This window comes from Variovorax sp. Varisp41, assembly GCF_047325085.1.
Lineage (GTDB): Bacteria > Pseudomonadota > Gammaproteobacteria > Burkholderiales > Burkholderiaceae_C > Variovorax.
This window is the reverse complement of the sequence record NZ_CP168540.1, coordinates 859,434-871,931: the sequence shown is the minus strand read 5'-3', so window position 1 is coordinate 871,931 and position 12,498 is coordinate 859,434. Positions and strand designations below refer to the sequence as shown.

Below are 12,498 nucleotides of genomic sequence, written 5' to 3'. Positions count from 1 at the left end.
CTGGAGGACTCGCGCTTCACGCCGCCCTCAATCGAACAGGAAGTCCGCGACCACCGCGGCCTGCGCGGGATCGACGAAGGTCGGCGCATGGCCGACGCCTTCGAACTCGACCAGCGTGGCGCGCGGGCCGCGCTGGGTCATCGCGGTGGCGGTCTCGCGCGACAGCAGGTCGGACTGGGCGCCGCGCGTGACGAGCACGCGCGCCGTGATCGCGTCGTAGAGGCCCCACATGATGGCGCCGCCCTGTGCCGCGGCGTCGGGCGTGATGGCGCGCAGGCCGACCGCGAGCGCCGGGTCGTAATGCAGCATCCACGGACCGTCCGTGCTGGCCGGCGCATCGACCTTGTCCATGCCATCGGCGCTGCGCTGCGAGGCCGGTACCACCATGGGCCGCGTCAGTTCGAGCCACTGTTCGGGCGTGTGCGGACCGAAGCTGGTGGAGATCGTCCACAACGCGTCGGCCGCCTGCTGCAGGCTGTCGTAGCGGCCGCCCTGCCCCACGTAAGCTGCGATGCGCTGGATCGCCGCCGCCTCGATGGTCGGACCGACGTCGTTGACGACGAAGCGCCGCACCGGTGCAGGCAGCGGCAATTCCTTGTGCCCGGCCAGCACGAAGCCGATCAGGCCGCCCATGCTGGTGCCCACGTAGTCGAGCGTCTGGATCGGATGCTGCTGCTGGAGCTGCGCGAGCAGCGCCACCATGTCGCCCGCGTACTGCGGCACCTGGTAGGCCGCCGGATCGCGCAGCCAGTCGCTGGCGCCGCGGCCGGCCACGTCGGGGCAGACCACCCGCAGCCGGCCTTCGGCGCGCGCCACGAGCTCACGGGCCAGCGCATCGAAATCGCGGCCTTGCCGGGTCAGACCGTGCACGCAGAGCACCAGGTGCGGGCTGCCCGCGTCGCCCCACTGCCAATAGGCCATGCGGTGGCCGCCGTGGGTGTCGTTGCACGCCACGTGGTGAAGCGTCGGTTCGGTCATGGAAACAGGGCCGTTCTGGTGCGGATAATCTTCTCGTCGCATCCTAATTCATCCGGAGATTCATCTTCATGCTCAAAGGCAAAACCGCTCTTGTCACGGGGTCCACCAGCGGCATCGGGCTCGCCATCGCCACGTCCCTCGCCCAGCAGGGCGCCGACATCGTGCTCAACGGCTTCGGCGACGCCGAGGCGCCCAAGGCGCAGATCGCGGCGCTCGGGGTGCGCGCCGAGTACCACGGCGCCGACATGAGCAAGCCCGACCAGATCGAGGACATGATGAAGTTCGCGGCCGCCAGGTTCGGGCGCGTCGACATCCTGGTCAACAACGCCGGCATCCAGCACGTGGCCAAGGTCGAGGACTTCCCGCCCGAACGTTGGGACGCGATCATCGCAATCAACCTCACGAGCGCCTTCCACACCACGCGGCTGGCGATTCCCGCGATGCGCGAAGCCAACTGGGGCCGCGTCATCAACATCGCCTCGGCTCACGGCCTGGTGGCATCGGCCCAGAAATCGGCCTATGTGGCGGCCAAGCACGGCATCGTCGGCTTCACGAAGTCGGTGGCGCTCGAGACCGCGACCACCGGCATCACGAGCAACGCGATCTGCCCGGGCTGGGTGCTGACGCAGCTGGTGCAAAAGCAGATCGACGACCGCGCGGCCCGCGAAGGCATCAGCGCCACGCAGGCGCAGAACGACCTGCTGGGGGAGAAGCAGCCCTCGCTGCAGTTCACCACGGTGGAACAGCTCGGCGGGCTCGCCGTGTTCCTGTGCTCGCCCGCGGCCGATCAGGTGCGCGGCGTGGCTTGGCAGATGGACGGCGGCTGGACCGCTCAATAAGAAGAATGCATGGGCGAGGCGCGCCAGGCGCCCCGCCCCGCGGCCTTTTTACTTGAGCTGCACCGATCCCGAGACGTTGACCACCACGCTGGTCTTGCCCGCCTCGATCGGCACCTGCGCGTCGGCCGAGAAGGACTTGGCCGCGGCCGCCATCATGCGCGGGCGGATCGGTCCGCCGTCGTTCGCATTCACCGACACCTCGCGCAGCGTGTAGCCCGCGAAGCCGAAGTTCTTCGAGAGCTCGGTCGCCTTCTGCTTGAAGGCGTCAATCGCGAGGGTCTGCGCCTCCGCCTCGGTCTTGGCGCGCTGCTCGCGGCTCAGGCCGAAGCCCACGTTGCCGACGGTCAGCGTCGTGATGCGGCCGGCCGTCTGGGCGATGCGCGGGAAGTCGCGACCCTCCAGCACGAGCTCGGCCGTGCCCTGCCAGCCGTTGATCTTGCCTTCGCGCGTGTAGCGCGGCGACAGGCTGAAGTTGCCGGTGCGCACGTCGAGTTGGCCGGCCTGCGCGTTCTTGCGCGCCTCGGTCAACGCCGCGTCGAGCGCGGCCTTCAGCTGCGTCTGCACGCTGCCGGCATCGGTGCCGTCGCGCGTGGTCACGAGCGTCATGCTCAGCAGGTCCTGCTGCACCTCGACGGTCCCGTTGGCGCTGAGTTGCAGCACGTTCTGCGGCGGCGCCATGACGGCGTTCTGCGCCATGGCCGTGCCGGCCAGGCCGGCCCAGGCGGCGCACGCCGCGATCAAGGTGATGGTTCTTTTCAAGATGGCTCTCCCAGGTTGTAGGTACGTCGACGACGTACGAGAAGAAGACGGGTGCTCGGTGCACCCGCCCTCGCGGCGCGAGCCGTGGCTCGCGCACTGCGCTCAAGGTCGCTGGCTGCGCGGCGCGGGCAGGAGCCGCGCGGCCGGCATCGGTGCCGGCACGATGCGTTCGGCCGGCTGCGATTCTGCCGAATGCGCGGAGATGCCCGGCGCGGTCCACTGCCCGCGCACCTGCTGCCGCAATTCGTAGAGCTCGGCCGGCGTGAGGCGCCGCCCCGCGATGGCTTCGCCGCGGCGCATCTCGTCGCGCTGCGCGGCGCGGTGCGCGGCCACCGCGGACCGCAGGTCGTAGCGGCGCCCATCGGCCACGCGAAGGAATTCGGCCGCCGAGATCGACGGCACACAGGCACACGCGAGCAGAAGCAGCGGTGCGGCGGATGAATGAAGTCTCTGCGCAAAAGTCATAGGGCAGAGGCACTGTGCCACCGCCACGCTTACATCGGATGACTGGACCGCGAGCGGTCGCAAGTTTTGTAACTTAGTGTCAAGGTCAAAGCAAATCCGGCTCAACCGGCTTCCAACGCCTTCAGAATCGGCGCTGTTACAAATTCGATGTTGTTGAAATGACTCAAGTTCCCGCTCGCACCGACAAGATCGTGATCGTCGACGACGACGCCCGCATCCGCGACCTGCTTCGCCGCTACCTGACCCAGGAAGGCTTCGAGGTGATCGTGGCCGAGGACGGCAAGGCGCTCAACCGCATCCTGTTGCGCGACACGGTCGACCTGATCGTGCTCGACCTCATGATGCCCGGCGAGGACGGCCTGTCCATCTGCCGCCGCCTGCGTGCCGCCAACGACCGCACGCCGATCATCATGCTCACCGCCAAGGGCGAGGACGTCGACCGCATCGTCGGCCTCGAGGTCGGCGCCGACGACTACCTCGGCAAGCCCTTCAACCCGCGCGAACTGCTGGCGCGCGTGCACGCCGTGCTGCGCCGGCGTCCGCCGCTCGAGGCGCCCGGCGCGCCCTCGACCGAGAACGAGACCGTCACCTTCGGTCCCTTCGCCTTCGACCTCGGCTCGCGCACGCTCAAGAAGGACGGCGAGGAACTCTCGCTGACCACCGGCGAGTTCGCGATGCTCAAGGCGCTGGTGCGCCATCCGCGCCAGCCGCTGTCGCGCGAGAAGCTGGCCCAGCTCGCGCGCGGCCGCGAGTTCGAGCCCTTCGACCGCAGCCTCGACGTGCAGATCTCGCGCCTGCGCAAGCTGGTCGAGTCCGACGCCGCGGCGCCGCGCTACATCCAGACGGTGTGGGGCGTGGGCTACGTCTTCGTGCCGGACGGCACGGCCTGACGCGGCACCAGCGGTGGCCATCGGCCTCCCCACCGGAAGAGAAGTCCCCCAGGAGGACGGCGCCCAGGTCACGATGCCCAGCCCGCTCGAGGGCGCGGCGCAGCGCGACCGGCGCCCCGGGCTCAAGCTCGGCTTCAGCCTGTTCTGGCGCACCTTCTTCCTGCTCGCCCTCCTGCTGATCGGCTGCACCGTCGCCTGGCTGCAGACCTTCCGCTCGCTCGAATACGAACCGCGCGCGATCCAGACCGCGCACCAGATCGCCTCGCTCGTGAACCTCACGCGCGCGGCGCTGGTGTACTCGGACGCGATCACGCGCGTGTCGCTGATCAAGACGCTGGCCGACCAGGAAGGCGTGCGCATCCTGCCGCGCGAACCCAACGACCGCGTGCAGCCCTACACCAGCGGCGCGCTCGACCAGCGCGTGACCGAGGAGCTGATCGACCAGCTCGGCGCCGGCACCACGGTGGCCAGCCGCGTCAACGACGAGGCCGGCCTGTGGATCGGCTTCACGATCGAGAGCGACACCTACTGGCTGTTGCTCGACCCCACGCGCTTCAGCCGCGTGGGCGGGCGCACCTGGCTGGTCTGGCTCAGCACCGCCATGGCGTTGTCGCTCGCGGGCGCGGCGCTGATCACGCGGCTCATCAACCTGCCGCTCAAGCAGCTCTCGCGCGCCACCATGCAGGTGCGCGAGGGCGAGTACGAGGCGCACCGGCTCGACGAGCGCGCGCGCACCAACGAGATCCGCGCGGTCAACATCGGCTTCAACCGCATGGCCGACCAGCTCGCCAAGATCGAGCAGGACCGCGCGATCATGCTGGCCGGCATCTCGCACGACCTGCGCACGCCGCTCGCGCGGCTGCGCCTCGAGACCGAGATGAGCGTGGCCGATGAAGACGCACGCGACCACATGGCGGCCGACATCGCGCAGCTCGACGCGATCATCGACAAGTTCCTCGACTATGCGCGGCCCGACCATGTCGACCCCAAGCCGATCCTGCTGCGCGACGTGGTCGACTCGTGCACCTACGCCGTGCAGGACTACGAGGAGATGAGCATCACGGTTGACGTGCCGCCCGACCTGCGCGTGATGGGCGACGAGGTCGAGCTCACGCGCGTGATCTCCAACCTGGTCGAGAACGCGCGCCGCTACGGCAAGACGCCCGCCACCGGCATCGCCGACGTGGCGATCCAGGCACAGGCGAGCAACGACGCGGTGCTGATCAAGGTGCGCGACCGCGGCGCCGGCGTGGAGCCGGCCCAGCTCGCGCAGCTCACCAAGCCCTTCTTCCGCGGCGACGCGGCGCGCACCTCGGCCGCCGGCGCGGGCCTGGGCCTGTCGATCGTGGCGAAGAACATCGAGCGCATGGGCGGTACCTTCGCGCTCACCAGCACGCCGGGACGCGGCCTCGCGGCGCACATCCGCATGCCGCGCGCGATGCCGGCGCCGCCGCGGCCCGCACAGCCGCCGGTCCGCAAGCTCTGAAAGAAAAGAACCGCGCGCTCAGCGGTGCAGCAGCACCACGGCGCGCGCTTCCATCGCCCGGCCCTCGCCCACCGGGCCCAGCTTCTCGGCCGTCTTGGCCTTCACGTTGACCTGCTCGCCCGCGATGCCCAGCGTCTGCGCGATGCGCTCGCGCATGGCCGGGATATGCGGCGCCAGTTTCGGTGCCTGCGCGATCACGGTGCTGTCGACGTTGCCGATCTGCCAGCCCTCGGCGCGCACGCGGCGCGCCGCTTCGGCCAGCAGCACGGCCGAGTCGGCGCCACGGAACTGCGCGTCGGTGTCCGGAAAATGCCGGCCGATGTCGCCCAGGCCCGCGCCGCCGAGCAGCGCGTCGGTGATCGCATGCAGCAGCACGTCGGCATCGGAATGGCCGAGCAGGCCCGTGACGTGCGGCACCTCGACGCCGCCGAGGATCAGCCTGCGCCCCGCCACCAGTTGATGGACGTCCCAGCCCTCGCCGACGCGGATGTCGAAGGCACCGCTCATGCGACCGCCTTCTTGCGCGCCAGCAGCAACGCCTCGGCCAGCGCGAAGTCCTCGGGATAGGTGACCTTGAAGTTCTGCGCGCTGCCCGGCACCAGCAATGGCGCCAGCCCCACTGCCTCGATCGCGCCAGCCTCATCGGTCACCGCGTCGCCGACGCGCTCGAGCGCATCGAGAAGCATGCCGATGCGGAACATCTGCGGCGTCTGCGCAAGCCACTTGTCGGCGCGCGGCAGGGTCTGCGCCACGCGGCTGTCGGCCGTCGACACCTTGAGCGTGTCGGCCAGCCGGTGCGCCAGCAGGCCGCCGACGGCATCGTGCTCGCAGGCCGCGACCAGCGCCTCGATCTGGCTCGGCGTCACGAGGCAGCGCGCCGCGTCGTGCACCAGCACCCAGTCGTGCGCGCCCGCGCCCTTCTGCCGCAGCGCCAGCAGGCCGTTGCGCACCGAGGCCGCGCGCGTCACGCCGCCCACGCGCAGCAGGTGCTCGTCCTGCTGCGGGAAGAGCGGCAGCGCGGCGTCCACGTCGCGGTCCTCGGGCGCCACCACCAGCGCGATACCGGCGAAGCGCCCGTTCAGCGCGCGGAAGGCCTCCAGCGTGTGCGCCACCATCGGCGCCCCGGCCAGCCGCCGGTACTGCTTCGGCTGCGGGGACTGCGCATGGCCGGCACGGTGGCCGGAACCGGCGCACGGGATCAGCACGAAGAGGCGGGAGGAAGACATGGCGAAGCGGACGGTCGGCCGGTGCGCCGACAAGCAGAAGAAGGGCCGCCATTCTAGAATCGACCCCATTGCACACCCCTCGCCAGCCGGCGCGGGGTGTTGTGCATTTCCAGCAAGCCTTTCATGGACCTCCCCCACCTCACGGCGGGCAAGCGCTTCACGCTGCCGCGCCCCCCGCTGTCGGCCGACGCGCTGCTGCTGGCCCAGCTCGCGCGGCGCGAAAAGGCCGCCGGCCGCGCCACGGCCATGTTCACGGCCGACGCCAACGATGCCCAGCGCCTGATCGACGAGATCGCCTTCTTCGCGCCCGAGCTGCGCTGCGCCCTGTTCCCCGACTGGGAGACGCTGCCCTACGACAGCTTCTCGCCGCACCAGGACCTGATCAGCGAGCGCCTGGCCACGCTGTGGCGCATCAGCCAGAAGGAAGCCGACGTGGTGCTGGTGCCCGCCACCACCGCGCTCTACCGGCTGGCGCCGCCGTCCTTCCTCGCGGGCTACACCTTCCATTTCAAGACGAAGCAGAAGCTGCAGGACGCCAAGCTCAAGGCGCAGCTCACGCTGGCCGGCTACACCCACGTCACGCAGGTGGTGAGTCCGGGCGAATACGCCGTGCGCGGCGGCCTGATCGACCTGTTCCCGATGGGCTCGCCGGTGCCCTACCGCGTCGACCTGTTCGACGACGAGATCGATTCGATCCGCACCTTCGACCCCGACACCCAGCGCAGCCTCTACCCGGTGCCCGAGGTGCGGCTGCTGCCGGGCCGCGAGTTCCCGATGGACGACGACGCGCGCGCGCGCTTTCGCGGCCGCTGGCGCGAGCTGCTCGAGGGCGACCCGACCAAGAGCCGCATCTACAAGGACATGGGCAACGGCGTGGCCACCGCCGGCATCGAGTACTACCTGCCGCTGTTCTTCGACGAGACGGCGACCGTGTTCGATTACCTGGGCGAGGACACCACCGTCGTGCTGCACGGCGAGCTCGAGCCCGCGTTCCAGCACTTCTGGCAGGACACCGGCGAGCGCTACCGCCTGGTGCGCGGCGATCCCGAGCGCCCGGCGCTGCCGCCCGAGGCGCTGTTCCTCAACGCCGAGCAGTTCTACCAGCGCGTGAAGCCGCATGCGCAGCTGTCGATCCGCTCGACCGCCGACGCCGCGCCCTTCGCCGAATTCGACACCCTGCCCGCCTTCTCGGTGGTGCGCGGCGCCGACGATCCGCTGGTGCGGCTCAAGGCCCACATCGCCGCCACGACGCACCGCGTGCTGATGATCGCGGAGAGCGACGGCCGGCGCGAGAGCCTGCTCGATTTCCTGCGCGCCAGCGGCGTGAGCCCGCCGGCCTTCGATTCGCTGGCCGACTTCGAGGCCGCGGCCGACGAGAAGATCGGCATCGCCACCGCCGCGCTGGCGGCCGGCTTCGCCTGGCGCGAACAGGGCATCGACTTCGTCACCGAGACCGAGCTGTTCGCCACCGGCAGCACCGGCCGGCGCCGCAACAAGAAGCAGGAGCAGGTCAGCGACGTCGAGGCGCTGATCAAGGACCTGTCGGAGCTCAACGTGGGCGACCCGGTGGTGCACTCCGCGCACGGCATCGGCCGCTACCGCGGCCTGATCCACATGGACCTGGGCCAGGGCAGCGATGCCGAGGGCAAGCCGCTGCTGCAGGAAATGCTGCACCTGGAGTACGCCGACAAGGCCACGCTCTACGTGCCCGTGAGCCAGCTGCACCTGGTGAGCCGCTACACCGGCGTCAGCGCCGACGAGGCGCCGCTGCACAAGCTGGGCTCGGGCCAGTGGGACAAGGCCAAGCGCAAGGCCGCCGAGCAGGTGCGCGACTCGGCCGCCGAGCTGCTCAACATCTACGCACGCCGCGCCGCGCGCGAGGGCCATGCCTTCCGCTATTCGCCGGCCGACTACGAGGTCTTCGCCAACGACTTCGGCTTCCAGGAAACCGCCGACCAGAAGGCCGCGATCCATGCCGTGGTGCAGGACATGATCTCGCCGCAGCCGATGGACCGCCTCGTTTGCGGCGACGTCGGTTTCGGCAAGACCGAGGTCGCGCTGCGTGCCGCCTTCATCGCGGTCACCGGCGGCAAGCAGGTGGCCTTCCTCGCGCCCACCACGCTGCTGGCCGAGCAGCACTACCAGACCCTGGTCGACCGCTTCGCCAAGTGGCCGGTGAAGGTGGCCGAGATGAGCCGCTTCCGCTCGGCCAAGGAAGTCTCGACCGCCGCCAAGGGCCTGGCCGAGGGCACCGTCGACATCGTGGTCGGCACCCACAAGCTGCTCTCGGAGTCGGTCAAGTTCAAGAACCTGGGGCTCTTGATCATCGACGAGGAGCACCGCTTCGGCGTGCGCCATAAAGAGGCCATGAAGGCGCTGCGCGCCGAGGTCGACGTGCTCACGCTCACCGCCACGCCGATCCCTCGCACGCTGGGCATGGCGCTCGAGGGCCTGCGCGACCTCAGCGTGATCGCCACCGCGCCGCAGCGCCGGCTCGCGATCAAGACCTTCGTTCGCAACGAGGGCACCGGCGTGATCCGCGAGGCGGTGCTGCGCGAGCTCAAGCGCGGCGGCCAGGTCTACTTCCTGCACAACGAGGTCGAGACCATCGAGAACCGGCGCCAGAAGCTCGAGGAGATCCTGCCCGAGGCGCGCATCGCCGTCGCCCACGGCCAGATGCCCGAGCGCGAGCTCGAGCGCGTGATGCGCGACTTCGTGGCCCAGCGCTACAACCTCCTGCTGTGCTCGACCATCATCGAGACCGGCATCGACGTGCCGACCGCCAACACCATCGTGATGAGCCGCGCCGACAAGTTCGGCCTGGCGCAACTGCACCAGCTGCGCGGCCGCGTCGGCCGCTCGCATCACCAGGCCTATGCCTACCTCATGGTGCCCGACACCGAGGGCCTGACCAAGCAGGCGGCGCAGCGGCTCGACGCGATCCAGCAGATGGAGGAGCTGGGCTCGGGCTTCTACCTCGCGATGCACGACCTCGAGATCCGCGGCACCGGCGAGGTGCTCGGCGAGAACCAGAGCGGCAACATGATGGAGATCGGCTTCCAGCTCTACAACGAGATGCTCAGCGAGGCCGTGCGCTCGCTCAAGGCCGGGCAGGAGCCCGACCTGCTGTCGCCGCTGTCGGTCACGACCGAGATCAACCTGCACGCCCCCGCCCTGCTGCCCGACGACTACTGCGGCGACGTGCACCTGCGGCTGTCGTTCTACAAGAAGCTCGCCACCGCGAAGAACCCCGACCAGATCGACACCCTGCTGGAGGAGATCGTCGACCGCTTCGGCAAGCTGCCGCCGCAGGCCCAGACCCTGATCGACACCCACCGCCTGCGCGTGCTCGCGCGGCCCTACGGCGTGGTCAAGGTCGATGCGGCGCCGGGCGTCATCAACATCACCTTCAAGAAGGATCCGCCGGTCGATTCGATGGCGATCATCCACCTGATCCAGAAGAACAAGCACATCAAGCTGGCCGGCAACGAGAAGCTGCGCATCGAGCGCGAGCTCAAGGAGCCGAAGGAGCGTGCGCAGATGGTGCGCGATGTGTTGCGCAGCCTGGGACAGCCGCTGGTCAAGGAAAGCCCCGCGGCCGTCGTATAAGTGCCAGCCACTTATATAATTGGCAATGTAATTTTTCGGGAGATCCGCCATGTCCCAGATCACGATCTACCTAGACGAAGAGTCCGAGAAAACAGCGCGCGCGGCGGCGGCGGCGGCGAACCTGCCCTTGAGCCGCTGGTTCGCCCTGCTGGTGGCGCGTGAAGGTCAGCGCGGCAAGAAGACCGGCTGGGAAAGCTTCTTCGCCGAAGCCGACAAGCAGAAAGCCGCCTGGGACGAATTCCCCCTGACCGAGGACATGCACAAGGACCTGCCTCCCGACACGCCGCGCGAGTCCCTGTGAAGTACCTGCTGGACACCAACACCCTGATCTACGCCTTTCGCGGCACGGGCGGCGTGCGCGCACGGATGAATGGTACGAGCGATGCGGACATGAATCTGTGCGCCGTCAACCTGTTCGAACTCGAGTTCGGTTTCGCCAAGTCCGCCAACCCGGGCCCGCAGCGTGCGCTGCTCGACGAGCTGGTGCAGCGCCTGCGCGTCCTGCCGCTGGACAGCGCGAGCGCTGAATCGGCCGGACAGATCAAGGCTCACCTGCAACAAGCCGGTACGCCGATCGGCCCCTATGACCTGCTCATCGCGGGCATCGCGATGGCGCACAACCTGATCGTCGTCAGCCGCAACGTCAGCGAGTTCTCGCGCGTGCCCGGCCTGCGCGTCGAGAACTGGTACCACTGAATGACCCTTGCCCCCTCCTCCCCCGGTCTCGTCCTGCAGCGTTTTTCGCCGCCGCTCGCCCTCCAGGACTTCAAGCTCATCGCCTTCGACATGGACTCGACGCTGATCAGCATCGAGTGCATCGACGAGATCGCCGACGCGGTCGGCAAGAAGGCCGAGGTGGCCGCGATCACCGAGGCCACGATGCGTGGCGAGATCAAGGACTTCAAGGAGAGCCTGCGTCGCCGCGTCGCGTTGCTGAAAGGCGTGCCGGTCGGCGCGCTGCAGCAGGTCTACGACGAGCGGCTGAAGCTCAACCCCGGCGCGGCCGAACTGGTGGCCGCCTGCAAGGCGGCGGGCCTCAAGGTGCTGCTGGTCTCGGGCGGCTTCACCTTCTTTGCCAACCGCGTGAAGGAGCGCCTGGGCATCGACTTCGCGCGCTCCAACCTGCTCGACGAGGCCGACGGCCTGCTCACGGGCCAGGTCGCGATGCAGAGCTGGGGCGACATCTGCGACGGCGCCGAGAAGCGCCGCACCCTGCTCGAGGTGGCCTCGCTGATGGGCATCTCGGCGCAGGAGTGCATCGCGGTCGGCGACGGCGCCAACGACCTGCCGATGATGGGCGAGGCCGGGCTGTCGGTGGCCTACCACGCCAAGCCCAAGGTGCGCGAGCAGGCGATGGTGGCGATCGACGAAGGCGGACTCGACCGCCTGCTCGAGGTCGTCCGGCCCTGACCGGTCAGGCCGGGCTGCCGGCCGCCGGCGACCTGGCCGCGGTGCCCAGCAGCCGCTCGCGCATCGACGGCACCACGGTATCGGCCGCGCGCTCGAGCTGCTCCACCAGGCCGCCCACGCCGACCGCGAAGCGCGCGCCCGAGGCGCTCGAGGCCGAGCCCAGCGCGATGATGCCGATGCCCTCGGTGACCACGCCGCGCGAGAACGCATAGCCGCGCTCGCGCGTCTCCTGCACGCGCGCCTTCACGTAGTCGGCATCGACGTCCTGCCCGCCGGGCTTGAGGCGCGCATTGCTGCGATGGATGGTGCGCGCCACGTGGTCGTCGCCGCTGGCCGCGAGCAGCGCCCAGCCGGTGCCCGACATGCACAGCAGCCGGCGTGTGCCGGGCTGCACGTTGAACTGGATCGCGCGGCTGCCGAAGATCACGTGCACGTATTGCGCGTAGATGTCGTTCTCGACCGCGAGGATGGCGGTGAAGCCGGTCTCGCGCGCGATGTCGCCGAGCACGGTGAGCAGCTGCCCGCCCTGGAACATCGAGTCCATCACCCAGTCGCCGATCGAGGCCAGGCGCGGCGTGGCGAGGTAGGCGCGCAGCGAGGAGTCGTAGCGCAGGTAGCCCAGCGTGGCGACGCTCTTGAGCAGCACCTGCGCGCTCGACAGCGGGTAGCCGAGCCGCTCGGAGATCTCGCGCACCGTCACCGGCCGCCGCACCTCCCGCAGGTACTCGAGCACCTGAAACACCCGCCCCGCCGTCTTGATGACCGATTGCTCCACTTCATGTTCTCCGCGGTCCCAGCCGGCATGTTGCGCGCTCGACCGCCCGGGCCGGACCGCG

13 protein-coding genes are annotated in these 12,498 nt (G+C 69.4%); 7 read left to right on the top strand and 6 right to left on the bottom strand.

Annotation, left to right across the window (positions count from 1 at the left end):
- Positions 1-27: 27 nt before the first annotated feature.
- The gene (locus tag ACEN9J_RS04110) at positions 28-978 is read right to left on the bottom strand and encodes an alpha/beta fold hydrolase (RefSeq protein ID WP_413763408.1); all 951 of its coding nucleotides are present in this window, start codon (positions 976-978) and stop codon (positions 28-30) included.
- A 68-nt stretch (positions 979-1,046) separates the two neighbouring features.
- Here ACEN9J_RS04110 and ACEN9J_RS04105 point away from each other — a divergent pair, with 68 nt between their 5' ends.
- Positions 1,047-1,817 carry a 3-hydroxybutyrate dehydrogenase gene (locus ACEN9J_RS04105; protein WP_413763407.1) on the top strand — a complete coding sequence of 257 codons (771 nt, stop codon included), beginning with the start codon at positions 1,047-1,049 and terminating at the stop codon, positions 1,815-1,817.
- Between the two features lie 48 nt (positions 1,818-1,865).
- On the opposite strand, the gene ACEN9J_RS04100 is transcribed toward ACEN9J_RS04105, so the two are convergent.
- The gene (locus ACEN9J_RS04100) at positions 1,866-2,576 is read right to left on the bottom strand and encodes an SIMPL domain-containing protein (RefSeq protein ID WP_172705481.1); all 711 of its coding nucleotides are present in this window, start codon (positions 2,574-2,576) and stop codon (positions 1,866-1,868) included.
- A gap of 102 nt (positions 2,577-2,678) precedes the next feature.
- Positions 2,679-2,945: a hypothetical protein gene (locus ACEN9J_RS04095; protein WP_413763406.1), complete on the bottom strand. Its 267-nt coding sequence runs from the start codon at positions 2,943-2,945 to the stop codon at positions 2,679-2,681.
- Positions 2,946-3,199: 254 nt separating this feature from the next.
- Here ACEN9J_RS04095 and ompR point away from each other — a divergent pair, with 254 nt between their 5' ends.
- Together ompR and ACEN9J_RS04085 are read left to right on the top strand one after the other, a co-directional pair.
- The gene (gene ompR / locus ACEN9J_RS04090; protein WP_057591647.1) at positions 3,200-3,931 is read left to right on the top strand and encodes a two-component system response regulator OmpR; all 732 of its coding nucleotides are present in this window, start codon (positions 3,200-3,202) and stop codon (positions 3,929-3,931) included.
- Between the two features lie 73 nt (positions 3,932-4,004).
- Positions 4,005-5,417 carry an ATP-binding protein gene (locus ACEN9J_RS04085; protein ID WP_413764539.1) on the top strand — a complete coding sequence of 471 codons (1,413 nt, stop codon included), beginning with the start codon at positions 4,005-4,007 and terminating at the stop codon, positions 5,415-5,417.
- 18 nt (positions 5,418-5,435) lie between these two features.
- Here ACEN9J_RS04085 and ispF read toward each other — a convergent pair whose 3' ends face one another.
- Together ispF and ispD are read right to left on the bottom strand one after the other, a co-directional pair.
- Complete coding sequence (ispF, locus tag ACEN9J_RS04080; RefSeq protein WP_296730066.1) at positions 5,436-5,924, bottom strand: 2-C-methyl-D-erythritol 2,4-cyclodiphosphate synthase; 489 nt, start codon at positions 5,922-5,924, stop codon at positions 5,436-5,438.
- Positions 5,921-6,643, bottom strand: coding sequence for a 2-C-methyl-D-erythritol 4-phosphate cytidylyltransferase (gene ispD, locus ACEN9J_RS04075; protein WP_057591644.1), 723 nt, complete (start codon positions 6,641-6,643; stop codon positions 5,921-5,923). The genes ispF and ispD overlap by 4 nt, the downstream gene beginning before the upstream one ends.
- 123 nt (positions 6,644-6,766) lie before the next feature.
- Between ispD and mfd the strand changes: the two genes are divergently transcribed.
- From mfd to serB, 4 genes are read left to right on the top strand one after another with little or no spacing between them, the layout of a single operon-like run.
- Entirely contained in the window at positions 6,767-10,252 is a 3,486-nt protein-coding gene (gene mfd, locus ACEN9J_RS04070; RefSeq protein ID WP_413763405.1) for a transcription-repair coupling factor, read from the top strand.
- Between the two features lie 49 nt (positions 10,253-10,301).
- Positions 10,302-10,553, top strand: a complete 252-nt coding sequence (locus ACEN9J_RS04065; protein ID WP_057591642.1) for a hypothetical protein — start codon at positions 10,302-10,304, stop codon at positions 10,551-10,553.
- Entirely contained in the window at positions 10,550-10,948 is a 399-nt protein-coding gene (locus tag ACEN9J_RS04060; RefSeq protein ID WP_057591641.1) for a type II toxin-antitoxin system VapC family toxin, read from the top strand. Before ACEN9J_RS04065 ends, ACEN9J_RS04060 begins: the two co-directional genes overlap by 4 nt.
- Positions 10,949-11,662 carry a phosphoserine phosphatase SerB gene (serB, locus tag ACEN9J_RS04055; RefSeq protein ID WP_057591640.1) on the top strand — a complete coding sequence of 238 codons (714 nt, stop codon included), beginning with the start codon at positions 10,949-10,951 and terminating at the stop codon, positions 11,660-11,662.
- Between the two features lie 4 nt (positions 11,663-11,666).
- On the opposite strand, the gene ACEN9J_RS04050 is transcribed toward serB, so the two are convergent.
- On the bottom strand, positions 11,667-12,437 hold the full coding sequence (locus tag ACEN9J_RS04050; RefSeq protein WP_413763404.1) for an IclR family transcriptional regulator: 771 nt from the start codon (positions 12,435-12,437) through the stop codon (positions 11,667-11,669).
- Between the last annotated feature and the right edge of the window lie 61 nt (positions 12,438-12,498).

Coding starts and splice junctions, on each gene's coding strand:
- ACEN9J_RS04110 (WP_413763408.1), bottom strand. CDS start 978: ATGACCGAACCGACGCTTCACCACGTGGCGTGCAACGACACCCACGGC.
- ACEN9J_RS04105 (WP_413763407.1), top strand. CDS start 1,047: ATGCTCAAAGGCAAAACCGCTCTTGTCACGGGGTCCACCAGCGGCATC.
- ompR (WP_057591647.1), top strand. CDS start 3,200: ATGACTCAAGTTCCCGCTCGCACCGACAAGATCGTGATCGTCGACGAC.
- ACEN9J_RS04085 (WP_413764539.1), top strand. CDS start 4,005: ATGCCCAGCCCGCTCGAGGGCGCGGCGCAGCGCGACCGGCGCCCCGGG.
- ispF (WP_296730066.1), bottom strand. CDS start 5,924: ATGAGCGGTGCCTTCGACATCCGCGTCGGCGAGGGCTGGGACGTCCAT.
- ispD (WP_057591644.1), bottom strand. CDS start 6,643: ATGTCTTCCTCCCGCCTCTTCGTGCTGATCCCGTGCGCCGGTTCCGGC.
- mfd (WP_413763405.1), top strand. CDS start 6,767: ATGGACCTCCCCCACCTCACGGCGGGCAAGCGCTTCACGCTGCCGCGC.
- ACEN9J_RS04065 (WP_057591642.1), top strand. CDS start 10,302: ATGTCCCAGATCACGATCTACCTAGACGAAGAGTCCGAGAAAACAGCG.
- serB (WP_057591640.1), top strand. CDS start 10,949: ATGACCCTTGCCCCCTCCTCCCCCGGTCTCGTCCTGCAGCGTTTTTCG.